This window comes from Thiocapsa marina 5811 (assembly GCF_000223985.1).
Taxonomy (GTDB): domain Bacteria; phylum Pseudomonadota; class Gammaproteobacteria; order Chromatiales; family Chromatiaceae; genus Thiocapsa; species Thiocapsa marina.
In genome coordinates this window covers 207,878-233,186 of record NZ_AFWV01000006.1, presented here as the reverse complement: position 1 = coordinate 233,186, position 25,309 = coordinate 207,878, and the positions used below count along the sequence as shown (strand labels likewise).

Genomic DNA, 25,309 nt, shown 5'->3' with positions numbered 1-25,309 from the left:
CATAGCCGATGCCGAACAGAACGGGAACAACGAGCACGTTCGAGATGCCGGCAATCGGGCCATCCGTCGCGATACAATCAATACGGCAAACCCAGACTTAAACAGCTTCGCTTTGGCCCGATGCTCTCGCAGGAAAGGTCATTTCTCGAGCAGGAATCGGAAGCGGCGCGCATGCAGCGGGCGGATAGAGCAGGCATGAACAACCCTTTTTTCCGCGCAACCGTGTCGGCATCCGTCTTCCGGCTACTGTTGATTTGGATGCTGTGTTGGACACCGGGCATGGCCTTCGCAGATGCGACCGGCATGCTCGGCCCGCCCGACACATCCTCGCCGCGCGCCACCTTCACCGGCTTTCTCGGGCTCATCGACACGATCGCCGAACGCTATGCCGCGTACCGCGCAGCGCCGAGCGCCGAGACCCAGCGGGCGGTCCTGCGGGCGGTGGAGCAAGGCATGAATCTGATGGATCTCAGCGGTGTCCCGCCGGCCGCGCAGCATGAGATCGCCACCGCGACGATCATCTGGCTCTGGGAGGTGATCGCACGGGTCGAGCTCCCGCCCGCCGAGGCGATCCCCGATGCCGCAACCGACACGAGCACGGTTGCACCGGCCGACCAACCGCCGCGATGGCGCCTGCCGGGCACCGGAATCGTCATCCAGCGCGTCGAGCAAGGAGCGCGTGCCGGGGCGTTCCTGTTCAGCCCCGAGACGATCGCCTCGGCACGAACCTACGCAGAGCGGGCGCGCGAGCTGCACTATCTGCGCCCATCGCGCATCGAGGATGTCGACGACCTGACAGGAACCGCACTCGGGTTCTCGGGTTGGATGGTGCCGCCGCGCACGATCGAGCGACTGCCGGATTGGGCGCGGCGCCCCATTGCCGGTCAAGTCGCCTGGAAGTGGGCCATGCTGCTGGCGAGCCTGGCCTCGACGCTGGCCCTGATCGTCGTGGTGGTCCGCTGGTCTCGGCGCCGTGCCTGGGATGCCCGTGTCGGGACCTTGCTGAGACGCCTGGTTGCACCGCTGGCGATGCTGGTGACCACGCAGCTGTTGCGCGCCTTCCTCGACGACCAGGTGCAGGTCACCGGAATGGTGACCGCCTGGCCGGATTACCTCGCCGAGCTGGCCTCCGGGCTGGCCCTGATCTGGACGATCCTGCTGCTCGCGCGCTGGATTCCCGATGCACTCAACGCCATGCCCCGCAGCGGCACCAAGCAGCTGGACCCGAGTCTGGTGCGCTGGAGCGCGCGTGTCGTTGCACTGTTTGCCATCCTGATGCTGCTGTTCTCCGCCGCGCAGGGCCTCGGTATCCCGGTCTACGGCCTGGTGGCGGGCGCCGGTGTCGGCGGTCTGGCCGTGGCGCTCGCTGCCCGCCCGACGCTGGAGAACTTCATCGGCGCGCTCAACCTCTTCGCCGACCGGCCCGTCCGCGTCGGCGACCTGATCCGCTTCGACGAGCGTCACGGCGAGGGCTGGAACCCGGTCGGCCGGGTCGAGGCCATCGGCCTGCGCTCCACCAAGATCCGCCAGCACGACCGCACCCTGATCACCATCCCCAACGCCGACCTGGCCGAGCGCAACATCGTCAATCTCAGTGCCTGCGATCGGTTCTTGTTGCAGCAGCGCTTCGCGGTGCGTCACGAGACCGGCGACGACCAACTGCGCTATCTGCTCGCCGCGCTGCGCGAGCTGCTGCATGCACACCCCAAAACCATCCATACCGCAGAGGAGCCGATCCGGGTGCGCTTTCTCGGCTTTCGCGACCATGCGCTCACCGTCGAGCTGCGCGCCTACATCCGCACCACCGGCTATTCGGAATTCCTTGCTATTCAGGAGGACATCATGTTGCGGGTGATGAAGCAGGTCAAGCAGGCGGGAACGGCCTTCGGGCTCCCTGCGCGGGTGCTGTACATGGCGCGCGATGCGGGACTCGACGCGCAAGCACGCGCGGCGGCGGAGCAGCAGGTGCGCGAATGGGCCGCCGCCCACGAGCTACCCTTCCCTGACCTGGACGAGACGCAGCGCAAGCGTATCAGCGACACGCTCGACTATCCGCCCGAAGGCTCGCCCGGCGCAGATCGGGGTTGAGGCGACGCCCTCAATCACAGCCGACCGTCGCCGACAAGCGACTGCAGACCACAGGGTGGTCTCGGTATGCGGCCGCTCGCATCGGTTGACGGATTCCCGTCAATGAGGTCGGTGAGCTCTCCGTCATGCGTCTGCTTCCCGGCGTTTCACGCTGCCGGCGATTCATCGGCGACCGCGGGGAACGTGGCTTGCGGGCCGGTCTTCGGCTCCCGGACCACGGAACCGCGAGCTCCATACTCATGCGCCCTCCAGTCCTGCCGGGCTTGCAGACGTGCTCGGCACGGGGTAACGTTCGAGCCGCTTCAGGGTACCCGCGGATCGCCTCGGGCGTCGCCTGGCGTCCAGCGCGACATGCCTCGTTCTAATTGTGCGTTTGGCTTCGGAGATATCCTCGATCCCGGTGAGGCGCGGTTTAAGACAAAGCTCGTCGGGGCCGGCTCCACCGAGCCCCTCTCGGTCGACGACATCCTGCCCGGGGTCTTTCGTGTGCGCCTTCACCTTCGGCGTGAGCACCTTGGTCGGCGCATCCTGCCGGACTGATGCGGCCATGAGGCCGCAGCTGACCTTCAACTTGCCGTGCAACTTGAAACCGGGAATGACCTCTGATGCCCATGCCCGAAACAGATTCGCAGCGTTTCAGTGGTCGTTTTACTTGGATCATCCTAGCGTTCCTGCTGGCAATCGCGGTTGCCGCCTTCGGCATCGGCCGCGCGGCGGTTGCGCAACCGACCGGCGCATCGGCGCAGCAGCCGACGGAGCTGCATCACGGCAGCGAGCGAAAGCTCGATGAGCAAGCGCACCGGCTTGCAGGGGCGATCACTCACGATATCGAACGTGTCGAGCCCTACCTGGAACGCTACGGCTACTGGGCGGTATTCGCGGCGGTCGGGATCGAGGGTATCGGGATTCCGGCTCCCGGCCAGACACTCTTGGAAGCCGGCGCCCTGGTCTCCGCGGCACCCGGCAGCAAGCTCAACGTCTACCTGCTCCTGTTCGTCACGATCCTGGCGACCTCTCTCGGTCAGACCCTCGGGTATCTGCTCGGGCGTTCGGGCGGGCGTGCGGTACTCGATCGGTTGCCGATCTCCAAGCACGGCATCGAGAACATCGAGCGCGCATTCAATCGCTATGGTGGATGGCTCGTCGTTTTCGGTCGCTTCGTCGATGGACCGCGCCAGCTCATCGGTCTCTTTTCAGGTGTCCTCATGATGCCTTGGGGCCGTTTCATGCTCCTCAATGTTGTCGGCGCCATCCTTTGGGCGAGTTTCTGGGCGCTCGGAGTCTATTATCTCGACCTCCATTTCGGTGTGTTGGTCACTGCGTTGCGTCAGCTCAACCCGTGGATCGCCGGTCTCACCATCATCGGCGTCGTCGTCCTGGTGTTCTCCGTGCTGATCGCCCTGATCCGACGGCGGGGCCGGAACCACCCGACGTAGGTCGGCCCGCGCCCGGCGATGACGTTTCCTTGGCGGCTTTACCTCGCAGCAACCCTCGTCGGTGTCCTCACCGGGCTGATCGGCGCTGCCTTCCATGCACTGTTGGATCAAGCCGCCGCCAGCCGCGGCGATCTGAAAGCACTTCTCGAGGCGGCACCCGTACCCGGTTGGCTGCTGTTGATGCTGCTCGGTGCCTCGGTGCTGGTCACGGCGATGTGGCTGGTGCGACGCTTCGCCCCGGAGACCGCGGGCAGCGGCGTGCAAGAGGTCGAGGCCATCCTCGCCGGCGAACGCCAATTGCGCTGGAAGCGCGTGCTGCCGGTGAAGTTCGTCGCCGGCGCTTTGGCGGTCGGCTCCGGTTTGGTGCTCGGGCGCGAAGGGCCGACCATCCATATGGGTGCGGCGCTTGGTCAGATGGCCGGCGAGCGCATCGAGCCGCGACCCGGCGCTAATCGCGCCCTCATCGCGGCCGGTGCGGCGGCCGGCTTGGCAACCGCCTTCAACGCGCCGATCGCATCCATCGTCTTCGTCACCGAGGAGCTGCGCGAGCACTTCGAGTATCGCTTCGAGACCATCCAGTCCGTCATCCTCGCCAGTTGTGCCGCGGTCATCGTGAGCGGCTGGATGCTCGGACAGGGTCCGGATATGGCGATGCCGGATCTCGGGATGGCACCGCTGGAGGCGCTGCCGCTGTTTCTGGTCCTCGGCATCCTCATCGGCGCACTTGGCGTGCTGTTCAACGGGCTGGTGCTTGGCTCGGTGGCGTCGTTCCGCGCGCTCGGTACCCCGGGGGCTTACAGCGCCGCCGCTGTCGCCGGTCTGATGCTCGGTGCGCTGCTGTGGTTCGCGCCCAATACCGTCGGCGGCGGGGAAGGTTTGGTCGAGAGCCTGGTGCACGGCCAACCGGCGTTGTTCTTTTTGATCGCGCTGCTCGCGGTGCGGCTGCTGACGTCCATCGGCTCCTACGGTCTGGGTCTCCCGGGCGGCATCTTTGCGCCGCTGCTCGCGCTCGGCACCATCTGCGGGGCAGCCTTCGCGGCCCTGATCACGCTCGCGGCGCCGACACTGGCGCTCGCCCCGGAGATGTTCGCGGTCGCGGCCATGGGCGCGCTCTTCGCGGCCACCGTGCGCGCGCCGCTCACCGGCATCATCCTGGTGATCGAGCTCACCGGCGCCCAAGCCCTGGCCCTGCCGATCATCATCACCTGCCTGGCCGCCACCTTCACGGCCGAGGGCCTGGGCGGGCGGCCGATCTACAGTTCTCTGCTCGGGCTCCAACAGCAGGCACCACCGCGCGCACCGGCTCGGCGCATCCTGGCCGCAGCGATGCTCCTGGTCGCGTTCGTCGCCATCGAACGACTCGACGTTGCGTTTCAAGGGACGGGGATGGAACCGGGCAAGACCCTGGCCGAGACCCCGGCCGAGCCCCCGGCCCAGGTGGAGCCGCCGATTCCGGCCGTAGCGGACCAGCCGGCCGACGTGTCCGGGACGCGTGCCGATGAGCCTTTGGTTGCGTCGAGCGCCCCGGCAGCACCAGCCTTCGTCAGGTCAAGGCCAACTGCCGTTGAGTCCGCCCCGTCGACGGAGGTCGGCGTTTCCGAGTCGACCCTCGGCCCAACAGGTGATCGCGAGTCGGTGACCGACGAACGGCTGGCTTCAGCAGAGCTGCCGTGGCCGCCGACGTCCACCGAGTCCGCGCCGGAGCGTGCTGCTGACCCGGATCCGTCTGAAGAGCAGGCAACTTTGGCCCTCGTCGGGACGACGTCGGCGCCGAGCGATCAAGGTTCCGCCATCAAGGCAGACGCCCGTTTCAGTATTCAATTGATCAGTTACCGGAGTATCGAAAGCCTTGCGCGTTTCGCCGAGGAGGAGGGGCTGCTCGGCAAGGCATTAAAGCTGCAAACGGACGCACAAGGTGCGCGCTGGCATCCAGTGTTGCTCGGCGCCTACGCCGACCGCATCGCGGCCGAGTCAGCATTGGCCAACCTTCCGGCGCGCTTGCGGCGACTCGATCCGATGATCCGCCCCCTGGCCCCCGACGAGCGCCTGGTGCCGATTGCGTCACGCTGAACCGCGCGCCGGCACCACTTCCGTGAGCACGACCCGATCGATTTCCGCCCGACCTCGAAGGGGTCGAGCGGAAATCGAGCAAACAACCGACGTGCCGACGCTCGATCGGGTGATCGTAGCCGGATGCCTAGTCGGCGCGCTCCGCGACACGCAAGTCCAGAGGTTGATGATGCCGCGGTTCGTCTGTTTCTTGCGGTCTTTGCGGTGTGCTCGACGGCTGCTCGGCCTGCTCGGTTGCGCGCTGCTGTTGGCGAGCGCAGGCCCGGCAACGGCGACCGAGGAACCTCGGATCCTGGTGCTCTTCGGCTATCAGCGCGCGCTGCCTGCGACCATCAAGGTCGAGCAAGGGTTGGACGAGACCATCGCTGCCGGCACCGATGTGAGTATCGAGTTTCTCGACTCTGCGCGCTTCTCCGGCGAAGCCTATGTTCGGGCGGTGACGCGTTTTCTGCGCGACAAGTATGCGCAACGCCCGCCGCAGGTGATCGTCGCCGGCGGGGAAGACGCCTTGACCTTCCTGCTGTCCCATCGCGAGGCGCTGTTTCCGCACGCGCCGATCGTCCACTTCGGGATTAGGCGGAGTATGCTCGCGTCCCTCGCACCGCTGCCGGCCGATGTGGTGGGCATCCCGATCGAGTTCGATGCCGTGCGCACCATCGATCTGGCCTTGCGCTTGAGCCCGCGCGCGAAGCGCCTCGTGTTGGTCACCGGGGCAGCGCCCTGGGATCGTGCGTGGGAGGCACGGTTGCGCAAGGAAGTCACGCGCTTCGCGGGACGGGTGACGCCCGAGTTTCTCGCCGGTCTGCCGACGGATGAGCTGCTCGAGCGCCTGCGCGCGCTGGATCGGGACAGCATCGTCTTTACGTCCGGCTACTTCCGTGACGGCAACGGTGATGACTTCATCCCCGTCGCGGCGGGAGCCGCGATGGCGCGGGCCGCCAGCGTGCCGGTCTTCGCGCCTTCGGATACGACCATGGGCACCGGTATCGTCGGTGGGTATAGTCCGAGCTACGTCGTCATGGGACGCGAGGTCGGCCGATCCGTCAACGCGCTGCTCGACGGGGTGGCCCCGCAGGCGCTCGCGCTGCCCGCGGTGTTGCCGACGACCTTGAACCTCGACTGGAATCAAATCCGCCGCTGGCGGCTCGACCGGGATGAGATCCCGGAGGACGCCGTCATTCATTTTCGGGAACCGAGCTTTCTCGAGGCGCACCGTGACGAGGCGATCCTGTTCGCCGTCGTCATGCTGCTGCAGAGCGGCCTGATCGTCTGGCTGCTGGTCGAGCGCCGGCGGCGACGCGTCGCCGAGCAGGCCGAACAGAAACAGCGGTTCGCGCTGGTCCATGCCTCCCGGGTGTCGGTGGCCGGTGAGCTTACCGGCTCGATCGCGCATGAGATCAACCAGCCCCTGGGGGCCATCCTCAGCAATACCGACGCCGCCGAGCTGATCCTCGGTGCGGGTGCGGGGACGGATACCGAAGCAGAGTCGTGGCCCGACCCGGCTCGGCATCGGGAGCTGCGCGCCATTCTTGCCGATATCCGCCGGGACGATCTGCGCGCGAGCGAGGTGATCCGACGGTTGAGGGCATTGCTCGGCAAACAACGCACGGAGTCGACACCGCTGGATCTGGTCGAGGTGGCCGGCGAGGTCGTTGCCTTGCTGCGGGTCGAGGCCCGGCGCCGCCGGATGACGTTGTCCCTGGATTCAGCGGTGCAGCATGCGATCATCCTGGGCGATCGCATCCAGATACAGCAGGTCATGATCATTCTGGTCATCAACGCCATGGACGCGATCGACGCCATGGACGCCGGCGCTGCGGACCGGCGTCTCGTGGTCATGACCCTGGAAGCGCGTGCGAGAGGTTATCGGATCACCGTCACCGATCACGGCACCGGCATTGCGCCGGAGCACCTCGAGCAGGTGTTCGAGTCGTTCTTCAGCACCAAGCCGGACGGGATGGGGCTCGGGCTGTCGATCGCCCGGACACTGGTGAATACGCACCATGGGCGAATCTGGGCCGAGAACGCGGCCGCGGGCGGCGCCCGCTTCCAGGTCGAGTTGCCGGCGCTCGGCGGCGCGCGGGGCGAATCGCGATTCAATAAAGAGGGGGCATCGGCATGAGTGATGTCGCACTGATCCACGTGGTCGACGACGACGAGTCCCAGCGTGTGGCCCTGCTGCGCCTGCTCGGTGCGGCCGGTTTCGAGACCCGCGGCTATGGCTGTACCGGCGAGTTCCTGCTGCAACCCTTGCCCGACCGGCCCGCATGCCTCCTGCTCGATATGCACCTACCGGGGCCTTCCGGGTTGGAGCTCCAGGCGGCCCTGCAGCTCCGGGGCTGCACCCTGCCGGTGGTGTTCCTGACCGGCTACGGCGATGTGGCCTCGAGCGTGCAGGCGATGAAGGCGGGAGCGGTGGATTTTCTGTCCAAGCCGATCGAGCGCGACGCCTTGCTGGACGCGATCGGCCGAGCCCTCGCCCGCGACCGGGCGCTGCGTGCTGCCGGTCGGGAGGCGGCCGATCTACGCTCGCGCTTCGCCGCGCTCACCCCGCGAGAGCGCGAGGTCTTCGACGGCGTGGTTGCCGGTAAGCTCAACAAACAGATCGCCGAAGCCATGGGTATCGCGGAACGTACCGTCAAGCTGCAGCGCGCGCAGATGATGCGCAAGCTCGGCGCCGGCTCGGCGGCCGAGCTGGGTGCTCTGGCGGAACGGTTGAAGGGCCTCTGCGCCCGCTATTCTCCCGAAGCCTAGCCGGAGTGCACGCGGGCCAGTCGGCGACGGCGACGCCCGATCTGCTCGGTACGGCACGAGATTGCCCCAAGGGGCAAAGTCGATGCCCTTAGGGCCGATACTGATGCCGAGTCGGCACTGTTACCGTTGATGCTGCCCGAACCGGCGATTTGTCCCCGATCGCTCGTCACTCAAGCACGCTTTCGGAAAACATCTTTCCGGATTGATCCGCGGAGAATTGAAACGATGACACGCCTGACCGCTCTGAGCGCTTGCGCACTCGCCCTCGCCATGGGACCGGCGTTCGGGGAGGTCTCTCCTGCAGAGCTCGACGCGATCTCCATCCCCGACAAGGTCGAGACCGGGATCGGCACGCTCGAGTTCTTTGACGGGGTGCCGACCGACGCCACGATCGGCACCGTCTACGACAACCTCGACCGTATGCGCGGCATGCAGGTGTTTCTCGACAATGTCGGCGCCGTGTCGATGTACAGCGTGCGCAAGGGGCTGGCCGACGCAGGAGCCGAGGGCGCGAACAGGATCGCCATCTTCGAGCAGCTGCTGGATTCGCAAACGCTTGTCGTCACCGCAAACACCTCGACCCTGTATGCCTACACCTACACCGATCTTGCCAAAGACGGGCCGACCGTGATCGAGATCCCGCCGGGCATGCTCGGTTTCCTGAACGATGCCTGGCAGCGCTTTGTCGGCAACATGGGCGTCACCGGACCGGACGAGGGCAAGGGCGGAAAATACCTTGTGCTGCCGCCCGGCTACGCGGGCGAGATCCCCGACGGCTACTTTCCGTTGAAGCCGCCGACGAACCGAAACTTCTTGTTCCTGCGCGGCTCGATCGCCAAGGGGCTGGAGCCGGCCGTCGAGAACATCACCTCGAAGCTGCGCGTCTATCCCCTGAAAGACGCGGCCGACCCGGTTGCGACCGAGTTCGTCAACATGTCGAACAAGGCCTTCAACACGGTCTTCCCCAGCGATTTCACCTATTTCGAATACCTCGACCGGGTCATCCAGGACGAACCGATCGAGGCGATCAGCCCCGAGGTGCGCGGGGAAATCGCCGCCATCGGCATCGTCAAGGGACAGCCCTTCGCCCCGGACGAGCGGACCAAGAAGCTGTTGACCGAAGCCGCTACGCTGGCGGACGCCACCGCCCGCACCATCACCTACCATCCCCGTATCGACGGCGTGCGGATCTATCCGGACGATCCGAGCAGCGTCTGGTCCACGGCCTTCGCCAACAAGAACACCAGCTTCGAGTCCGACGGGGCCATGAACCTCGACGCGCGGGTGCTCTATTACTTCAATGCGGGCGGGGTGACCCCGGCCATGGCCACCAGCAGCCCCGGGCGGGGGTCCGACTACGCGCTCGCCTTGCTCGATGCCGATCAGCAGGCATTCGACGGCTCCAAGACCTACAAGCTGCACCTGCCCAAGGATGTGCCGGTCAACGACTTCTGGGCCGTCACGATCTACGACACCCAGACCCGCTCGCAGCTACGGACCGGCCAGAGCTTCCCGACCATCGGCAGCCAGACCAAGGGCATGACCCGGAACGCCGACGGTTCCTATGACGTCTATTTCGCGCCCGAAGCCCCCGAGGGCAGGGAAGGCAACTGGCTCCAAACCGTGCCCGGCAAGAGCTGGTTCACGATCCTGCGGATGTATGGCCCGCTCGAGCCCTGGATCAACAAGACCTGGCGGCCTGGCGAGATCGAGCGCGTGCAATAGGTCGCTGAAAATAAGCAGCGATCGCATCGAACCATTGACCATACACATGACGACCCAAGCGCCATGAAACATCTCTCGTATCTTTCACTGACTGTCGTGATGGCTGTCGCGTCGGTGCCGTTCACGGCGGCTGCCGATGCCATCACTGTCAATGTCGACAACTTCGATCGGGCGCAGACCGATATGGAGTTTGCGGGCATCATCAAGCTGGCGGGCGGCGTCAACAAGCTGCATCACAATCGCACACCGACGCCGATCGACAAGCAGAACGTTATTCGGATGAACCGCGATACGCTCTACAGTCTCGCGGTTGTTGATCTCTCCAATGGCGCGACCGTCACACTGCCCGACTCCGGCAAGCGCTACATGTCGTTGATGGTCATCAATAACGACGGCTACGTGAACGAGGTTTTCTACGGCGGCGGTGCGCATGAGCTGACCCTGGACACATTCGACACCCCCGTCGTCGCACTGGTCATCCGCACCCTTGCAGACCCCGAGGATGAGGCAGACCTCGCCGCGGCGCATGCGTTGCAAGACAAGATCGAAATCGCCGCCGGGTCCGACACGGCCTTCTCGATGCCCGATTATGACCAGGCGAGCTACGAGGCGACACTCGAACCCATTCTCGATCTCGCGAAGGGCCTGAAACGCTACATTCATACCTTCGGCTCGAAAGACGAGGTCGATCCGGTGCATTTCATGATCGGCACGGCCTCGGCCTGGGGCGGATTGCCTGATCAGGACGCCGTCTACGTGAATGTTCAGCCGGATCTGCCGGTGGGAGACTATGAATTGACCGTCAAGGACGTACCGGTCAAGGGCTTCTGGTCAATCAGTCTGTACAACGCCAAGGGCTATTTTCAAAAGAACGCGCGCAATGCCTATAGCCTGAACAACCTGACCGCGAAACCGAACAGCGACGGGTCATATACCATCCGCTTCGGCGGGTGCGGGGATGGGGTGGAGAACTGCCTGCCCATCATGGACGGCTGGAACTACGCGGTTCGCATGTATGAACCGGAACAATCCATCGTCGACGGCACCTGGACGTTCCCGGGGCCGCCCGTGGCGCGTGGCCAATGAAAGCAACCGATATGACCCGACACGACGACAGGAAACACTCCATGCCCCGAATTCCCATGACCTGCGGATTTGTGGTGGCCATGTCGCTGGCCGCGACAACACAGGCCGAGGTGTCGAAAGAGACGATTGAATCGCTTGGCGCACCCGACAGCGTCGAGACCTCGATCGGAGCCTTGGAGTTCAAGGACGGCGCTCCAAGCGCCGATACCGCGCAGAAGGTCTTCGATGCGCTCGACTTCACCCGCGCGCTCAACGTCTACAACAACAGCTTCCGCGGGGCGTCCGCGCTGGGGTTCCATAAGGGCTTTCAAAGCATCGGCGCGGACTACAACGACGTCGTCATCACGTCTGAGCTGCTGGATTCGACATCGCTGTTCCTGACCGGAAACGCCGACACTGTCTATTACCTCTCCGTGATCGACCTCTCGAAAGGGCCGATGGTCATCGAGCAGCCGTCTGACGGCGTCGGCACCATCAACGACATGTGGTTCTCGTGGATCATCGACGTCGGCGGCCCGGGACCGGATCGCGGCCGTGGCGGCAAGTATCTGATCGTCGGTCCCGACTACGACGGGCCGCTGCCCGAGGGTGGATACTTCGTTGCCCATTCCAAGACGAACCGGGTTCTTTACGCCTCGCGTGCCTATCTGGTCGATAACGATCCCAAGCCGGCGGTCGAGAACGTCAAGGCGAGCATGAAGATCTACCCTTTTACGCCGGGCGGTTACGGAACGAGCATCGCCGAAGCGCTGACCGGCGCGGTCCGCCTCGGGGCAGATCCGAAGATCCCCGAGACCACGTTCGTCGAGGCGAGCAACCTGTCGTTCAACACCATCCCGCCCAGCGATTTCGGGTTCTATGAGTGGATCAACGAGAACGTCCAGGCGGAGCCCGCCACCAGCTATGACGTGGAGCTCTCCGGGCAACTCGCCGCCATCGGCATCGTCAAGGGCAAGGAATTCGCGCCTGACGAGCGGATGAAGAAGATCCTCGCCGACGCCGCCGCGGTCGGCCAGGCGGCCGGGCGGGTGCTGAACTGGCGCCCCTACGGCGCCCATCCGGACTGGGCCTATTACGAGGGGTCGATGTGGGGCAACATGCTCTGGGAAGGCGGGGCCTTCTTCGAGACCCCGCCGCCCGCCTTCGAGGACGGCATGTTCAAGCCGCTGCCGCCGACCGGCGCACGCACGCTCGATTCGCGCACGGCCTTCTACTACGGCTACACCCTCGACAGCCCCGGCATGATCATGAACATCCCCGGCGTGGGATCGCAGTATCTGATGGGATTCCTGGATGCCGACGGCGAGGTGTTCGACGGCGCGAAGACCTACAAGGTGACGCTGCCGAAGGATATCCCGGCCAAGGCGTTCTGGTCCTTCACGCTCTACGACAATCAGACACGGTCGATGCTGCAGACGCTCCAGAAGTACCCGCGCGCCGGCTCCCAGAGCTACCCCTCGCCGGCGGCGAAGGCGGCCGAGGACGGCTCCACCACGATCTGGTTCAGTCCTGAACAACCCGACGGCGTGGATCGCGGCAACTGGATCCAGACCGATCCGGAAAAGGGCTGGTTCACGATCCTTCGGCTGTACAGCCCGCTTCCGTCGTTCTTCGACAAATCCTGGCGGCCGAGCGAGATCGAACCGGCGAACTAGGTCCCCGGTGGTCATCATGTTCGCTGAAAGGGTTGGCTTGTCGGCCCCATGCGAACGGTTCAGATCCAGCCCCGATTGATTGCTCGTCCGGTCGTGTCGGCACGATCGGGCGAGATCGTGCGCGGGTGGGCAACACGAGAAGCGAGCTTGGCAACGAGAACTGGGGTTTAGGGCCCACGGCGGTGGTCCTGCACTTGGAGCACGGCAGTCCTTGGGTGTACGGGATGCTGGTCAATAACATCTGGTCGCTCGACAACAGCAATGCCGATCCCGCCTACAACAACGGACTCATCCAGCCCTTTCTCAACTACAACCTCCCCGGTGGAACCTACATCAACACTGCCCCCATCATCACCGTGAATTGGGAGGCGGAAGGCGAGCAGTGGACCCTACCGGTGGGCGGGGGCCTCGGTCGGATCTTCCGCCTGGGCAAGCTACCCGTGAATGCCCAGCTTGGCGGCTACTACAACGTCGTCAAACCCATTGACGGCGCGGAGTGGCAGATTCGCCTCCAGATGCAGCTCATGTTTCCCAAATGAGCGGAGGGCCGGCAGTGGCGACCGACGCTCCGTGCCGGGTGCAGCCTGGCGATCGCGCAAGCGGACCCGCCCCAGCACGGTCCGCATGGACGTCCCCGAGGTTTGGGTCCAGGTGCCAAGCGACCCCCGGGTCTGCATCCGGGGTCAGCAGCACCGCGGGCCAACCGAATCCCCATGTCACCGCGACCATCCCCGAGGGCGCGACGCCCGATCCGTCGTCCACATGGACGGCGTCACGACGGGCCGTTCTGAAGCGGCCCCGCAAGCTTTACCGTCAACCCAATGAGAAACCAATCGGAGCTATCTGAGATGAAAATGAAAGAGACGATCACCGTTGCCGCTTCTGCCTTGGCCTTGATCCTGTCGACCGCTGTCGCTGCCGAGAGTGCGAAAGATCTCGAAAAGGCGCACGAGAAGGCAGAATCGGACCTGACGCTTGACCCCGCGCACGCGAAGGCGGAAGCCGATCTCAAGACGATGAGCGCAAAGGAAGAGAAGAAGCTCGATGCGGCCCATGAAAAGGCCGAAAAAGACCTGAAAGCGATGGACGAAAAGAAGTAGGCGCAGACGACGCCGCGACTCCGCCCGCCGGATCATTCGGTGGGGCGGAGTCCAGACACATGCGGATCAACCTATTACTCCATGCCCATTCGGCCACCGAGTCTACAGCCCTCTGATGCGCCAGGAACGTCAGCCGCATGCCGGATCCAGGGCTCGCGCCCGGACGTTCTCGCATTCATCGGAGGTTCACTCTACACCTATGAAACAGACGACATACACCCTCGCTGCCCTGGCGCAGGCAACCGCTCTGTGCGCCGGATCGCTGATCGCTATGCCCGCGGCGGCGGAGGTTGATCCCTTCGACGGGAATTGGCACTTCAGCGTCACCCCCTACCTTTGGCTGCCGAACGTCAACGGCAACTTGGACTATGACCTGCCGCCCCGCGTGTCGGACGCTCGGCAATCCGATGTCCGTCGCCTCGGCACGGAGATCGGACCCAACGACTATCTATCCAACCTACAATTCGCGTTGATGCTGAGCGGCGAGGCGCGCAAGGGGGCCTGGTCGGTCTTGACCGACATCATCTACCTGGACCTCGGCAATCAGGACTCCGACATCCGCACCTTCCGCGGACCTCGCGGCGAGCCCCTGCCCAACCTGTCTCATCAAGCCGAGACGAGCCTGAGTGCGACGGTATGGACCCTGGCCGGCGGCTATACCCTGTCCCGGGGCGCCTGGGGCAATGTCGATCTGCTCGCCGGTTTCCGCTATCTGGGCCTGGACACCGATTTGAAGTGGCAGCTCGCGGGGAGCGACGATCGGCTTGATCGCACCGGCAAGGTCTCCTCGAACAAGGATGAGTGGGACGGCATCCTGGGCGTCAAAGGCTAGATCCTGTTCGGGGACACGCATTGGTTCATGCCCTACTACTTGGATGCGGGCACCGGCTCGTCGAACCTGACCTGGCAGGCCGCCTTGGGCGCCGGTTATCGCTTCGATTGGGGCGACGTCACGCTCGCCCTGCGTTCGCTGTCCTATGAGTTCGACGAGAACGATGGGGACATCCGTTTTACCGGCCCCGTGCTCGGGGCGACCTTCCGTTGGTAGGGAGGCGCCACGACGACGCCCGCCAGTCACCGACACCTCGCCCGACAACCCAACCCCCGACTCGGAGACGATGATGACCACGAGAAGACATCTGCTTGCCGGCGCCGCCGCGCTGGCACCACTGGCTTTCGCCTTTCGGTCTGCGATGGCCGACGAGGGCGGGAGCGCGCAAGACACGACGGGCCATGGATCCGGCGAGAACGCGGATTTCCTGTTCGTTCAGAATGGAGGACGTGGTGCTGGTGCTCCAGGAGCCGGAGCTCGTCGGGGATGATCTGAGCTACCAAGTTCGGGTTCTGGAGGGTACGCTTCCCGCCGAAGCCGGACCGGCGTCGCTCTTCATCGACGTCATCGGCATGCCCCTCACCCCGGTGTCCTTTGCCGGCGCGCGTCGTCGCTCCTTCCGCCGCGCCGTGATCTATTGAGGCACGGCTATCAGGACCGGTCGACATCGCCTGACCGAGTCAAGGTTCAAACCCCAGTCAACTCAACCCAAGGTGCACCTCAGCAATGAATCAGAAGCAAACCCCCGCCCGTCAATCCGCACTGAGAACGGTCTGCTCGGTCGTGGCCTTGACCGCCTGTCTGGCATTCGGAAGCGCCCAAGCAGCAGACACCGGCCCGCGCGCCCACGCCGAAGGCAAGTACGACTCCGCCACCGCCACCTATGTGGTGGTCGCGGGCGACGACCTGTTCGCGATCAGCCAGCGTTTCAAGGTCTCGGTCGATGCACTCAAGGCTGCCAACAACCTGACCTCCGACGTCGTCAAGACCGGCGAGAAGCTGCGGATTGCATCTGGCGGTGCGCACGCGGCCGGCAAAGCCGACACGTCCGCGAGCCGGCATGCGTCGTCTAAGAAACCCGATTCCAAGATGACGTGCGAGGAGTTCCTCGGTCTGGACGAGAGCTTCCAGCCCGAGGCGGTGTCTTGGGCCGTCGCCTACAACGCCGCGGGCGAACCCGAGGCGGAGGCGGTGGACGTCGAGGGCATCGAGACGGTCGTCCCCTTCGTCGTCGAGGAATGCAAGAAGGCACCCAAGGAGACCTTCTGGCAAAAGGCCAAGGCGGAGATGAAGAAGCTCGAGGCGAAGATCTAAACCGTGTCCCGAGCGAGAATCGATGTTTCAGTGATCATTCACGCCGTGCCACGCACGGCCCCGGCGCTGGACCCGATTTAGGATGATGCCCGATCCGTGCTTGCGGATCGGGCGACCTGGACGGCGCCGGGTATTCCGCCCGGCAGGAATCGCTGACACATGAACCGAGTTTTGTCCAAGCTTAAAGAAGAGTTTTTGGCGATCCTGCCGCCGACGCTCTATTTCTTCGTCGCACTGCATCTGGTGGTCGTGATCCGCGTCTTGATGCTCGAGGGGACCGACATCCGGGCGACCACATCGGTCTCGATCGCGCTTGCGGCCCTCATCCTCGGCAAGGCCGTGCTGATTGCAGACTTGCTGCCCATCATCAATCGTTTCCCCGAGAAACCGCTGATCTACAACGTGCTTTGGAAGACGCTGCTGTATCAGATGGTCGCCGCGGCGGTGCACTATGCCGAGCGTCTCGTCGACTTCGCTCGCCAAGCAGGCGGTCTAGTCGCCGGCAACGAGAAACTGCTCGCCGAGATCGTCTGGCCGCATTTCTGGGCCATTCAAATCCTGCTGTTCCTGCTGATTCTGATGTACTGCACCCTGCATGAGCTGGTGCGCCTGATCGGCAAGGACAAGGCCAAACAGCTGTTCTTCGGGCCCTTGCCGTTGCGGCGATGATCACCTTCGTGGTCGCGCCGGCGAAGATTGTAGATCTCGTCGGCGCCCACGGCCTGGCTCCGCAGAGCATGAGCCGAGACACCTCCAGCGCGCTGGAGGCGTTGCATCGACCCGAACCGGCTTATTCGGCGAGCTAGCGCTCGGCTCGAGAAACCGCGAGACCATTCTCGGCGCTCAAGCGGCAACAGGTTCGAGCGCGGCAGAGTCGATGACAGGGTCGGATCTTTCCTTATCCCGCAAGCCCAGAGCATCCGGATCCCGCAAGGCCAGAGCATCCGGATTCACCATTCTTCGTTTTCGTGCTGGAAATCCGGCGACCTGGACGCACCATTGCTGGCGAGCCGGTGATCGGTGATCGACGATGGTTGCGTCCCGCCCGAGGGTGCGGGCCGCGTCCAAGATCTTCCGGGCTCGGCGGTGAGGCATCGAACGGTTCGGTTGACCCCTGAGCCTCGAGGAGTCGCCGCTTCGGCTGCACGTGTCTATGGAACCCGATCCGTCAACAACCGAGAGCGAGACTCACATGTCCCTTCAACCCGCTAGGGCCCACCAGGACGACGCCGCGCGCGCGGATCTGTCGGGTGACTTCCGGAGCATCCGCGCCTTGACCGAGCAGCTGTGCAAGCCGCTCGCAACCGAAGACTACATGCTCCAAACCCGGATCGAGACGAGCCCGCCGAAGTGGCACCTGGCTCATGTCTCCTGGTTCTACGAGACCTTCCTGCTGCGGCCCTTTCTGCCCGGATACCGGGTCTTCCACCCGAGGTTCGATTACCTCTTCAACAGCTATTACGAGCAAACCGGAAGCGGTTTCTGGCCGCGGCCCGAGCGTGGGCTCCTGTCCCGGCCGACGGTCGCCGAGGTTTACGACTACCGGCATCATGTCGACGAGGCGATGCTCAGGCTGATCGCCGACTGTTCAACGGCGGATTGGCCGACCGTCGTACAACGACTGCACATCGGCCTGAATCACGAGCAGCAGCACCAAGAGCTCCTGGTGACCGACATCAAGCAGAACTTTGCCTACAATCCGTTGCGCCCCGCCTATCGCGAGGACTTGCCGCACGCCCCGCCGAGCGATCCGGATCCGCTGCGCTGGGTCGGTTTCGAGGGCGGAGTGGTCGAGATCGGCGCGGATGCGCGAGGGTTCTCCTACGACAACGAAGGCCCCCGGCATCGCTGCTTTCTTGCGCCCTTTGCCCTCGGCGATCGGCCCGTGACCAACGGTGAATTCCGACAATTCATCGATGACGGCGGCTATCGCGATCCGGCCCTTTGGTTGTCCGATGGTTGGGCGACGGTCCGCAAGGAGGGCTGGCGCTCTCCGCTGTACTGGGAGGAGGTCGACGGCACCTGGCAGATCATGACGCTGGGCGGGATGCGCCCGTTGGATCCGGCGGAGCCGGTCTGTCATGTCAGCTACTACGAGGCCGACGCCTTCGCGACCTGGGCCGGCAAGCGCCTCCCGACCGAGGCGGAGTGGGAGCATGCCGCGCAGGAACACGCCGTCACGGGCAACTTCGTCGCCGATGGATCTCTCCATCCGCGTCCCGCCGTGCGCGGCGCCGAGGGGCAAGGGGGCGGGCTCAGGCAGCTCTTCGGCGATGTCTGGGAGTGGACGGCGTCCCCCTATCTGCCCTACCCGGGTTATCGTGCCGCGGCCGGTGCGCTGGGCGAATACAACGGCAAGTTCATGTGCAACCAGATGGTGCTGCGCGGCGGCTCCTGTGCCAGCTCGCAGGACCATCTACGGGCGACCTATCGCAATTTTTTCTATCCCCAAGAGCGCTGGCAGTTCAAGGGATTTCGACTCGCGGAGACGACACCATGACCCATTTCAGCGCCTTGCAACGCTCCGAGCGCGAGCTGTTCCCGCGGGAGACGGCGGACGGGGAGGCGGCGAGCGCACGCCGATCGCTTCAGACCCCCGGCTCGATCCGCTTCTTCGACTACCGCCCGACCCCGGCCGACGTGCGTGCCGAGGTGTTGGCAGGGTTGGGACGTCCGGTCAAGCGTCTGTCGCCGAAGCTCTTCTACGATCAGCGTGGCTCGCAGCTTTTCGATGCCATCACGGAGCTGCCCGAGTACTACCCGACGCGAACCGAGATCGGGATCCTACGGGAATACGGCTCCGAGATGGCCGATCTGCTCGGCCGGGACAACGTCCTGATCGAGCTCGGAAGCGGCAGCAGTCTTAAGATTCAAACCCTGCTCGCCGCGCTGCAGCCCAGCGTCTACATGCCCGTGGATATCTCCAAAGAGCATCTGCTGGAATCCGCGCATGCCCTGGCCGAGCGCTTCCCGGGTCTGTCGATCCGTGCCGCCTGCGCGGACTACTCAGCCCCCTTTAAACTCCCTTTGAAGGCGGACTGGACCGATCTGGCCGCCTTCTTTCCGGGGTCGAGTATCGGCAATTTCGATCCCGACGAGGCGCGGCGTCTTCTCGGGCGTGTCGCCGGCCTGCTCGGTGTCGGAGGGCGATTGCTGATCGGCGTCGACCTGCCGAAAGATCCGGCGATCTTGAACGCAGCCTACGACGACGCCCAAGGGATCACTGCGGCGTTCAACCTGAACCTACTGATCCGGATCAATCGCGAGCTTGACGGTCACTTCGACCCGGATGCCTTTTACCATCGGGCCTTTTTCAACACCGAGCGCAGTCGTGTGGAGATGCATCTGGTCAGCCGGGTCGAGCAGAAGGTCGAGGTTGCGGGAGAGCGCTTCGAGTTTCGTGCCGGCGAGACCATTCATACGGAAAATTCGTACAAATACGGAATCGACGCCTTCCATCGGCTCGCCGGGGAGGCCGGCTTCGTCGCCGAGAAGATCTGGACCGACGAGCAGGAGCTCTTCAGCGTGCACTGTCTGCGGGTCGTGGAGGAGCGCTCCGGCGATTGAGGTTGCCTCTCGAGATGCGGGGCCGCATCAGGCGCTTCGGCGTTGCATCTCGAGGGCTTGCGGGGTTGGATCGGGCCGAAACGCCGTGCGATCGCTCGATCGGCTACCTGACGATCGCACGTGTCGAAATGCGCCGAGAGGGTCCGGAGAGCACCGTACCCAAATCGGTCGAAATGAATTCGACTGAGGATCCGTCCGGACTGATGTAGACATCGTAGTAAAAGCCACCCGTGTACATCACGCGACCGCTGCAATCACCGTTGATCTGGTAGGTGCCCGTGAAGCGATAGGATTCTCCGGTATCGCTGTCGGTCGCCATGCCGACGATATTGCCTCGTCCGTCGTAGGTTTCCAGTCCGGAGGATCTGTAGGGCACGCCCTCCCAATACCCGTCTTCCCGATATTGATAGGTGCCGATCATGGACCGCGGTGAGCAGAACCAAACCGGTCTCTGAGACACAGCCATCTCGTCGAGCTGTTCCGTCTGTACAACGCGCTCCTGAGCCGGCGTCGCTTGCTCTACGCCCGTCACGTTTCGCCTTGCAAAGGTTTCGGCCGAATAGCTTGTGGCGACGAGTGCGGTACACGCCGCGAGGATCACATAAGACTCTTTCATCCTAATCACCCGAACATGTCATGAGATGCCGTGGGGGGATCGGCCGAAATAAACCGGCCGGCCGTCAATGGTGTAATGAGAATGCCCGATTGCGCTTATTGTCGCCGCGTCCGACCGAGACAAAAGTCGGGGGGGTCGACGACCTTCGGGTTGTAACACTCGGGGCCGGCGAGATCGGCATCGGCACGCTTCCAGTCGACGTCCCAGTCGCTCGAACGGCGGAAGCAAAGAGGGGACGGGCGATGCCCGCCGTCGGCTTGCAGGATTCCGCCGAGATTGTCCGGATGAAAGGTCGACGGCATGGTGAAGCGCACCCCGTAGCAGCCGCCTTGCGGGCAGTCCAGGTCGCGGCCGGCCCAGGAACAGATCGGCTCCGATTGCCCGCTCGCTCCGCCGAGGCATTCCGCATAGAGCTCGGGGTCGGAGTCGAGCAGGCTCTGCGAGCAACCACAGGAGCTTCCCGTCCAGGCGCAGAAGCTCTCCGGTTGGCAGGCGTCGGCGCCTGCACGCCGGTAGGCTTCCTCGAACTCGGGGAATTCCATTCCCAACTCAAGCGTTAAAGTCCCGTCCTTGGGGTCGTAGCGCTTGCGCCAGCCTTGGGGCCAAGCCCCTTCTTGAAAGGCGAGCAGTTGTGACTCGAGCCCGGTCCTGACCATGACGACGGATGCCTCGACGTCTGCCCGGTCGGCACCTTGGCCGACGTAGATCTGATAGGTCTGTCGCGTATCGGGCTTGGCGTAAACGAGGAATAAATAGTAATCGGCTCCGGGTTGGAACGTATTCAGATTCGCGGCCCCGGCCGCGCGTTGCGTGCCGGCATCCATCGTGGTGTCGAGGTAGTACAGGCCCTTGTTGGCGGTCAGGTTGTTTCGCTGCCACATACTCTGCTGCATCATTCGGATCTGCGCGCCCGGACGGTTCGCCGCGGCCTCCGAGCCGGTGATGAGCTGTCGATACATGGGGATCCCGTAGCAGAGTTGGTTGGCGCAGTCCTTGGCCCAATCCTGCGCGTTGCAGTCGCCTTCCGCGCGCCCGATGTCGGTCTGGTTGGCTGCGCAGCCGGGATAGATCACGCTGGTCACATGTTGGTAGGGGCTCGTCTTGGCGGTGCCGTCGGAGAGACACTGAACGGCCTCGACCGGTGCGCTGAAGAAGGGATCCAGGTTCACCGAAATGGTGTCGGCCAGCCCCGTCATCGAGCCGTCGTCGTCGTTGAGAACCGTCTGGCGATCGATGTCCGTGAAGTTGTCGAACATCCTATCGTTCCAATTGCAATAGGCGGACCGCGCAGAGGTCTTGTCCGTCTTGAAGGTGTCGGGTTGGAACAGCGGTTGGATCACGAAATGACGGATATCGACATTGTTGAAGTAGAGATCGTTGGAGTGGAATGCCGGGGGATAGTAAAACCCGTTGGGTTGTTTCCATCCGATCGCGGCATTCGGCAGATAACAGTCGCTTCCCGAGCCCGGGACACCGAGTGTGCGGCCATACATCCAGCCGCTGTCGACACAGCCGCTATGACCGCCGATGCTCGGGTCGGCGTTGGGGCTGCAGCCGCTCAAGGGCGTCGTCGTGATATCCAGATAGGCGTTGGATTCCTGCTGCGCCGGACCGTCGTAGATGTTGAACATGCGCTGCATGACGCCGAAGTTACTCAACGGCATGCTGATGCCCTGATCCCGAGACAGGCAGTAGTTGGACGCGATCCGGTTGTCGCAGGACGCGCCGTCGGGGTTGAATGGGCCGGCATGATCGGCGTAGGGGTTGTAGTGCAGCGGATCCTGCGCCTTGGTGGGCTGGGTATTGCCGATCAGCGCACTCTTGCGCAAAAGCATCCAATGGCCGCGAATCGCCGAAGAGCGCGTATAGTCGCCGCCCGTGACGAAGGTCAATCCGGCATTCTGCGTATCGGTCAGGACGCTGTCGGTCACGAGATACCATTGCGGGCGAAGCCAGATGGCGGCGAAATTGGTTTCGGCCCAATGAAACGAGGATGTATAGCGGTCAAGCACGGTCACTTGACAGTTGGTTTCGACATTGTCGTTGGCGCATTTCCTGACCCCGCTGCAATCGAGCGCGCCGGTCGCGGGATCCGCGACGACCGCGCCTGTCGCCGAGGCATCGCAAGTGGTCGCGAAGCGCTGTCCACCCGGATCCACCAGCGGATAGTAGTCATCCGCGATCGGGTTCTTGGTGGGCGGCACCGCCGGGTTGTCCAAGGGTTTGCCGAGATCCAGGAGGCGGGCGGGTGCCAATGGATTGGGTATGGAATGCAGCACGACATCGATGGGTGCGCCCTTCTGCGGTGCGGATACGGGAAAGCGCGGGCCATCGACGCCGAGGCAGGCCGTGGTGTCGCCGACGGTCTGAAACGAGGTCATCGCCGTCGAGCAGTGATTCCCGCGAAAGCGCATCAAGGGCGTCGTGCCCGCTTTGGCGATGCCGCTCTGCATCGAGGCATAGGATTCCCAGCGCATCTGTTGCGACATGCCGCTGTTGGCGCCCGGGACCAGCCAATAGCAGGCCCCGCAGGTCCCCGCGCCGACGGCCATGTTGCCCTGGAAATCGTTCCAGCCGTTCATGATCCAGAACACCGACGGGTGGTCGAAGTCCGAGTGGTAGGGAAAGACCTCCCCGCCGCGATAATCCGGCTGCTGGTCGATCTCCGGCGTTAATTCCGGGGAGGCGAGGATGCCGGGAACACGGCGTGGATTCTCCGCATTGTCCACCGCCGCTCGCGCCGAGATCCCGATGTTGGCGTAGAGCCGGTTGTCGGTCTCGGTCCCCTCCTCGAGGTAATAGCCGTGACCGATGGAGCGGTAGCCCACGTTGCGCGCCAAGGTGAGGTTTTGGGTGGCGTGCAGCACCGCCCAACGCGTCATGGAGTCGTGGATCGAGCTGTCCTTCACGAAGCTGTCGTCAGGGAGCAACCGCGCCATGTGAAAATGAACCGGGTAGTGCCCCATGCGGCCGCCTTGACCGAGCTGACCAAACTCGACGCCCTGAACCTGAACCTGCTCGACACCCTGGCGCACGATCGTGTGACCGCCGAAATAATACGGGTGCTGCTCGCCGGGCTGCTCGGTGGAATCCACCAACACCGAGGGGTCCGGAAAGGGTTCGCCGAGGGCGTCGCCGGCGGACAGGATGCGGATGCTGCGGCTGAGCAAGGCGACGGCGGCCCGGGTATCCGCAGCCGGCTCACCCTCGACCTTGATGGCGAGATCCAGACGGCTGATCCCGGGATGCGACGCCTCGCCGAGATCGTAGAGGGTTCCGCGATGGAAGTGCCGAACGCAGGGCGCGGGTTTGTCTTGATCGAGACAGTCGTTGCGCACCCGGATGGTCCGGGCATCGATGATCTGCGCGATCTCGAGCGTCTCGGAGTGGCCCGGCATGTAGTCCGTCGTCGTGACCACAAGGCGGTCGCCGACCTGCCAATCGACGGGTCGATCGAGGTGCACCAGATCTTCTCCGGGATCCAAACCGTGATCGCCGGTATCGGCCGGATCGGTGGAGAGCCGGACCCAACTGGTGCCCGAATCCTCGGGTGCCATGGTCGCGTCGTCGCTCGCCCCTTTGTCCCCGAACAGCTTCAGTGTTCCGCCGTAGGAGACCGCAAGCACCTTGTAGCCGAAGAAGCCGGCGGTGCCCTCGGCATCCGTCCCGCCGTCGTAGGGCAAGGGATGGTAGCGATAGAAGTAGTCGCGCACGCCGCCGGGAAGATCACGCTTCTGCTCGTCGGAGCCATCCCAAATGTCGCTCGGGACGCCGCAAGGTCCGACCCCGGGCGTCACGGGCGTCTTGCAGGTAATGCCGACACCGCCCCCGCCCATGGCATGCCCGAAGGGCGCGGCCCCCTGATCACGGCCGTACAGATAGATGGTCAAGCGTCCGCCTTGGCTGCCGATACGCTCGCCGGCGCCCGGACCGCCGGCGATGAGCGCGCCGGTGTTCTCGACCAAGATGGATCGCGCCCAGAAATCGACGACCGAGTCGGCGAACCGCAGGGTCCCGCCGCTGTGGATGTTGACATCCCGATAGCGATAGATCCCGGGGCCGACGCGACAGGGCCCCGTCACCTCCAGGTCCTCGCCTTCGCCCGGACCCAGGTCGCCCGACGTACAGACCGCCGCGACGGCATCTTGACCGTGACCGGGACCGAACAATCCGAGAAGGATGAGGCCGGCGAGAATACCGATCCGCTCGGAGCGTCGCGTTCTCGTCATCATCGGGCGTCGTCGCGCGTCCTGCGGGCGTTCTTCGAGGCCACAAGCTCTCTTTGTTTCCCTCGGTGGGGCCGCGTCGCTCATCGTCGGTCTCCTGGTCTGCGCGACGTGGACTGCATCCGGAAGACACGCACGCGATACTTCAAAGTAGCTCAATATCGCTGCTGCGGCCGACAATCGTGCGTCCGAGAGACCGCGGAGCCTCCGGCCGAGCCGCAGGGATCAGTCGGGCGTGGCGAGTGCCGGGCTGCGGCTGAGGGATCGGAGGGCGTCGGCGATGTCTCGGCTCAAGGTCGTCAGGGCGCGGCTGTGAGCGGCTGCGAGCGCCTCGAAGCCGGCACCGGAGACCGGCTCGCGAACGCTGGTTCGGCCCGACTGCGTCTTGCCGTCCTCTTTGCGGCGGACGCTCCAAACGGCGGAGAGAGCGGCCGCCGAACCCGGTGCCGACTCGAACGTCTGCACCTCGATCGCGACGCGATAGTCCGCGTTCGCAGACGTGACCTGTGGAAACAGCGTCACCTGCTGGGTGCCGAGCAGGGCGATCAGGTTTGCGGCGACCACGCCGGCGATGGCATCGCTCAACGGCGAGGCCCAGCGGCTTGTCTCGTCGACGGCCACCCGATTGGGGCCTTCGGTCACCACGATCTGGGGCCGGTCGACTTGTGCGGGGATCGAGACGGGTCCGACCGACACCGACATCGCGTCCGTTACGCCGGTCGGCGTCAGCGTGCTGCTCAGGGTGTAGAAGCGTGTCGGCGCCGACGCACAGCCTGTCGCCAGGGCGCAGAGCACGAGGATGAGGATCTTGGAGCGGTGCAGCGCTGTGTCGGGGCTCAT

Annotated in this window: 21 protein-coding genes; 17 read left to right on the top strand and 4 right to left on the bottom strand. The window is 64.4% G+C overall.

Annotated features, from left to right (window positions below; genetic code table 11):
• Positions 1–195 precede the first annotated feature (195 nt).
• Positions 196–2,088: a mechanosensitive ion channel family protein gene (locus tag THIMADRAFT_RS10505; RefSeq protein ID WP_007193009.1), complete on the top strand. Its 1,893-nt coding sequence runs from the start codon at positions 196–198 to the stop codon at positions 2,086–2,088.
• A 237-nt stretch (positions 2,089–2,325) separates the two neighbouring features.
• Here THIMADRAFT_RS10505 and THIMADRAFT_RS27895 read toward each other — a convergent pair whose 3' ends face one another.
• On the bottom strand, positions 2,326–2,637 hold the full coding sequence (locus THIMADRAFT_RS27895) for a hypothetical protein (protein ID WP_233490233.1): 312 nt from the start codon (positions 2,635–2,637) through the stop codon (positions 2,326–2,328).
• Between the two features lie 62 nt (positions 2,638–2,699).
• Here THIMADRAFT_RS27895 and THIMADRAFT_RS24715 point away from each other — a divergent pair, with 62 nt between their 5' ends.
• The 16 genes from THIMADRAFT_RS24715 (at position 2,700) to egtD (ending at position 19,627) form a co-directional block, all read left to right on the top strand.
• Complete coding sequence (locus THIMADRAFT_RS24715) at positions 2,700–3,524, top strand: DedA family protein (protein ID WP_233490232.1); 825 nt, start codon at positions 2,700–2,702, stop codon at positions 3,522–3,524.
• A gap of 18 nt (positions 3,525–3,542) precedes the next feature.
• On the top strand, positions 3,543–5,594 hold the full coding sequence (clcA, locus tag THIMADRAFT_RS24710; RefSeq protein ID WP_007193007.1) for a H(+)/Cl(-) exchange transporter ClcA: 2,052 nt from the start codon (positions 3,543–3,545) through the stop codon (positions 5,592–5,594).
• Positions 5,595–5,760: 166 nt separating this feature from the next.
• The gene (locus tag THIMADRAFT_RS10485) at positions 5,761–7,716 is read left to right on the top strand and encodes a sensor histidine kinase (protein WP_233490231.1); all 1,956 of its coding nucleotides are present in this window, start codon (positions 5,761–5,763) and stop codon (positions 7,714–7,716) included.
• The gene (locus THIMADRAFT_RS10480) at positions 7,713–8,348 is read left to right on the top strand and encodes a response regulator transcription factor (RefSeq protein WP_007193005.1); all 636 of its coding nucleotides are present in this window, start codon (positions 7,713–7,715) and stop codon (positions 8,346–8,348) included. Before THIMADRAFT_RS10485 ends, THIMADRAFT_RS10480 begins: the two co-directional genes overlap by 4 nt.
• Positions 8,349–8,573: 225 nt before the next feature.
• Complete coding sequence (locus THIMADRAFT_RS10475) at positions 8,574–10,073, top strand: DUF1254 domain-containing protein (protein ID WP_007193004.1); 1,500 nt, start codon at positions 8,574–8,576, stop codon at positions 10,071–10,073.
• 63 nt (positions 10,074–10,136) lie between these two features.
• Positions 10,137–11,159 carry a DUF1254 domain-containing protein gene (locus THIMADRAFT_RS10470; RefSeq protein ID WP_007193003.1) on the top strand — a complete coding sequence of 341 codons (1,023 nt, stop codon included), beginning with the start codon at positions 10,137–10,139 and terminating at the stop codon, positions 11,157–11,159.
• A gap of 41 nt (positions 11,160–11,200) precedes the next feature.
• Entirely contained in the window at positions 11,201–12,814 is a 1,614-nt protein-coding gene (locus THIMADRAFT_RS10465) for a DUF1254 domain-containing protein (protein WP_007193002.1), read from the top strand.
• A 125-nt stretch (positions 12,815–12,939) separates the two neighbouring features.
• Positions 12,940–13,353, top strand: coding sequence for a hypothetical protein (locus THIMADRAFT_RS10460; protein WP_007193001.1), 414 nt, complete (start codon positions 12,940–12,942; stop codon positions 13,351–13,353).
• A gap of 309 nt (positions 13,354–13,662) precedes the next feature.
• Positions 13,663–13,914: a hypothetical protein gene (locus THIMADRAFT_RS10455; RefSeq protein WP_007193000.1), complete on the top strand. Its 252-nt coding sequence runs from the start codon at positions 13,663–13,665 to the stop codon at positions 13,912–13,914.
• Between the two features lie 199 nt (positions 13,915–14,113).
• Complete coding sequence (locus THIMADRAFT_RS10450; protein WP_007192999.1) at positions 14,114–14,746, top strand: hypothetical protein; 633 nt, start codon at positions 14,114–14,116, stop codon at positions 14,744–14,746.
• 27 nt (positions 14,747–14,773) lie between these two features.
• Positions 14,774–14,962 (top strand): hypothetical protein, encoded by a 189-nt coding sequence (locus THIMADRAFT_RS27890; protein ID WP_007192998.1) that lies wholly within the window; start codon positions 14,774–14,776, stop codon positions 14,960–14,962.
• A 185-nt stretch (positions 14,963–15,147) separates the two neighbouring features.
• Entirely contained in the window at positions 15,148–15,387 is a 240-nt protein-coding gene (locus tag THIMADRAFT_RS10445; RefSeq protein ID WP_139052790.1) for a hypothetical protein, read from the top strand.
• A gap of 85 nt (positions 15,388–15,472) precedes the next feature.
• Positions 15,473–16,060, top strand: coding sequence for an HdeA/HdeB family chaperone (locus THIMADRAFT_RS27090; RefSeq protein ID WP_007192996.1), 588 nt, complete (start codon positions 15,473–15,475; stop codon positions 16,058–16,060).
• 159 nt (positions 16,061–16,219) lie between these two features.
• Positions 16,220–16,729 carry a hypothetical protein gene (locus THIMADRAFT_RS10435; protein WP_007192995.1) on the top strand — a complete coding sequence of 170 codons (510 nt, stop codon included), beginning with the start codon at positions 16,220–16,222 and terminating at the stop codon, positions 16,727–16,729.
• A 523-nt stretch (positions 16,730–17,252) separates the two neighbouring features.
• Positions 17,253–18,560, top strand: coding sequence for an ergothioneine biosynthesis protein EgtB (gene egtB / locus THIMADRAFT_RS10430; RefSeq protein ID WP_007192993.1), 1,308 nt, complete (start codon positions 17,253–17,255; stop codon positions 18,558–18,560).
• Positions 18,557–19,627, top strand: a complete 1,071-nt coding sequence (egtD, locus tag THIMADRAFT_RS10425; protein WP_007192992.1) for an L-histidine N(alpha)-methyltransferase — start codon at positions 18,557–18,559, stop codon at positions 19,625–19,627. The genes egtB and egtD overlap by 4 nt, the downstream gene beginning before the upstream one ends.
• Before the next feature lie 103 nt (positions 19,628–19,730).
• On the opposite strand, the gene THIMADRAFT_RS26610 is transcribed toward egtD, so the two are convergent.
• From THIMADRAFT_RS26610 to THIMADRAFT_RS10410, 3 genes are all read right to left on the bottom strand, one after another.
• Complete coding sequence (locus THIMADRAFT_RS26610; RefSeq protein ID WP_007192991.1) at positions 19,731–20,243, bottom strand: hypothetical protein; 513 nt, start codon at positions 20,241–20,243, stop codon at positions 19,731–19,733.
• A 95-nt stretch (positions 20,244–20,338) separates the two neighbouring features.
• Positions 20,339–24,475 (bottom strand): hypothetical protein, encoded by a 4,137-nt coding sequence (locus tag THIMADRAFT_RS10415; protein ID WP_050799545.1) that lies wholly within the window; start codon positions 24,473–24,475, stop codon positions 20,339–20,341.
• 219 nt (positions 24,476–24,694) lie between these two features.
• Positions 24,695–25,309, bottom strand: coding sequence for a PqiC family protein (locus THIMADRAFT_RS10410; protein ID WP_007192989.1), 615 nt, complete (start codon positions 25,307–25,309; stop codon positions 24,695–24,697).

Coding starts and splice junctions, on each gene's coding strand:
- THIMADRAFT_RS10505 (WP_007193009.1), top strand. CDS start 196: ATGAACAACCCTTTTTTCCGCGCAACCGTGTCGGCATCCGTCTTCCGG.
- THIMADRAFT_RS10485 (WP_233490231.1), top strand. CDS start 5,761: ATGATGCCGCGGTTCGTCTGTTTCTTGCGGTCTTTGCGGTGTGCTCGA.
- egtB (WP_007192993.1), top strand. CDS start 17,253: ATGTCCCTTCAACCCGCTAGGGCCCACCAGGACGACGCCGCGCGCGCG.
- THIMADRAFT_RS10480 (WP_007193005.1), top strand. CDS start 7,713: ATGAGTGATGTCGCACTGATCCACGTGGTCGACGACGACGAGTCCCAG.
- clcA (WP_007193007.1), top strand. CDS start 3,543: ATGACGTTTCCTTGGCGGCTTTACCTCGCAGCAACCCTCGTCGGTGTC.
- THIMADRAFT_RS10475 (WP_007193004.1), top strand. CDS start 8,574: ATGACACGCCTGACCGCTCTGAGCGCTTGCGCACTCGCCCTCGCCATG.
- THIMADRAFT_RS10455 (WP_007193000.1), top strand. CDS start 13,663: ATGAAAATGAAAGAGACGATCACCGTTGCCGCTTCTGCCTTGGCCTTG.
- THIMADRAFT_RS27090 (WP_007192996.1), top strand. CDS start 15,473: ATGAATCAGAAGCAAACCCCCGCCCGTCAATCCGCACTGAGAACGGTC.
- THIMADRAFT_RS26610 (WP_007192991.1), bottom strand. CDS start 20,243: ATGAAAGAGTCTTATGTGATCCTCGCGGCGTGTACCGCACTCGTCGCC.
- THIMADRAFT_RS10435 (WP_007192995.1), top strand. CDS start 16,220: ATGAACCGAGTTTTGTCCAAGCTTAAAGAAGAGTTTTTGGCGATCCTG.
- egtD (WP_007192992.1), top strand. CDS start 18,557: ATGACCCATTTCAGCGCCTTGCAACGCTCCGAGCGCGAGCTGTTCCCG.
- THIMADRAFT_RS27895 (WP_233490233.1), bottom strand. CDS start 2,637: ATGGCCGCATCAGTCCGGCAGGATGCGCCGACCAAGGTGCTCACGCCG.
- THIMADRAFT_RS10415 (WP_050799545.1), bottom strand. CDS start 24,475: ATGATGACGAGAACGCGACGCTCCGAGCGGATCGGTATTCTCGCCGGC.
- THIMADRAFT_RS10465 (WP_007193002.1), top strand. CDS start 11,201: ATGCCCCGAATTCCCATGACCTGCGGATTTGTGGTGGCCATGTCGCTG.
- THIMADRAFT_RS10450 (WP_007192999.1), top strand. CDS start 14,114: ATGAAACAGACGACATACACCCTCGCTGCCCTGGCGCAGGCAACCGCT.
- THIMADRAFT_RS10470 (WP_007193003.1), top strand. CDS start 10,137: ATGAAACATCTCTCGTATCTTTCACTGACTGTCGTGATGGCTGTCGCG.
- THIMADRAFT_RS10445 (WP_139052790.1), top strand. CDS start 15,148: ATGGATCCGGCGAGAACGCGGATTTCCTGTTCGTTCAGAATGGAGGAC.
- THIMADRAFT_RS24715 (WP_233490232.1), top strand. CDS start 2,700: ATGCCCGAAACAGATTCGCAGCGTTTCAGTGGTCGTTTTACTTGGATC.
- THIMADRAFT_RS27890 (WP_007192998.1), top strand. CDS start 14,774: ATGCCCTACTACTTGGATGCGGGCACCGGCTCGTCGAACCTGACCTGG.
- THIMADRAFT_RS10410 (WP_007192989.1), bottom strand. CDS start 25,309: ATGAGCCCCGACACAGCGCTGCACCGCTCCAAGATCCTCATCCTCGTG.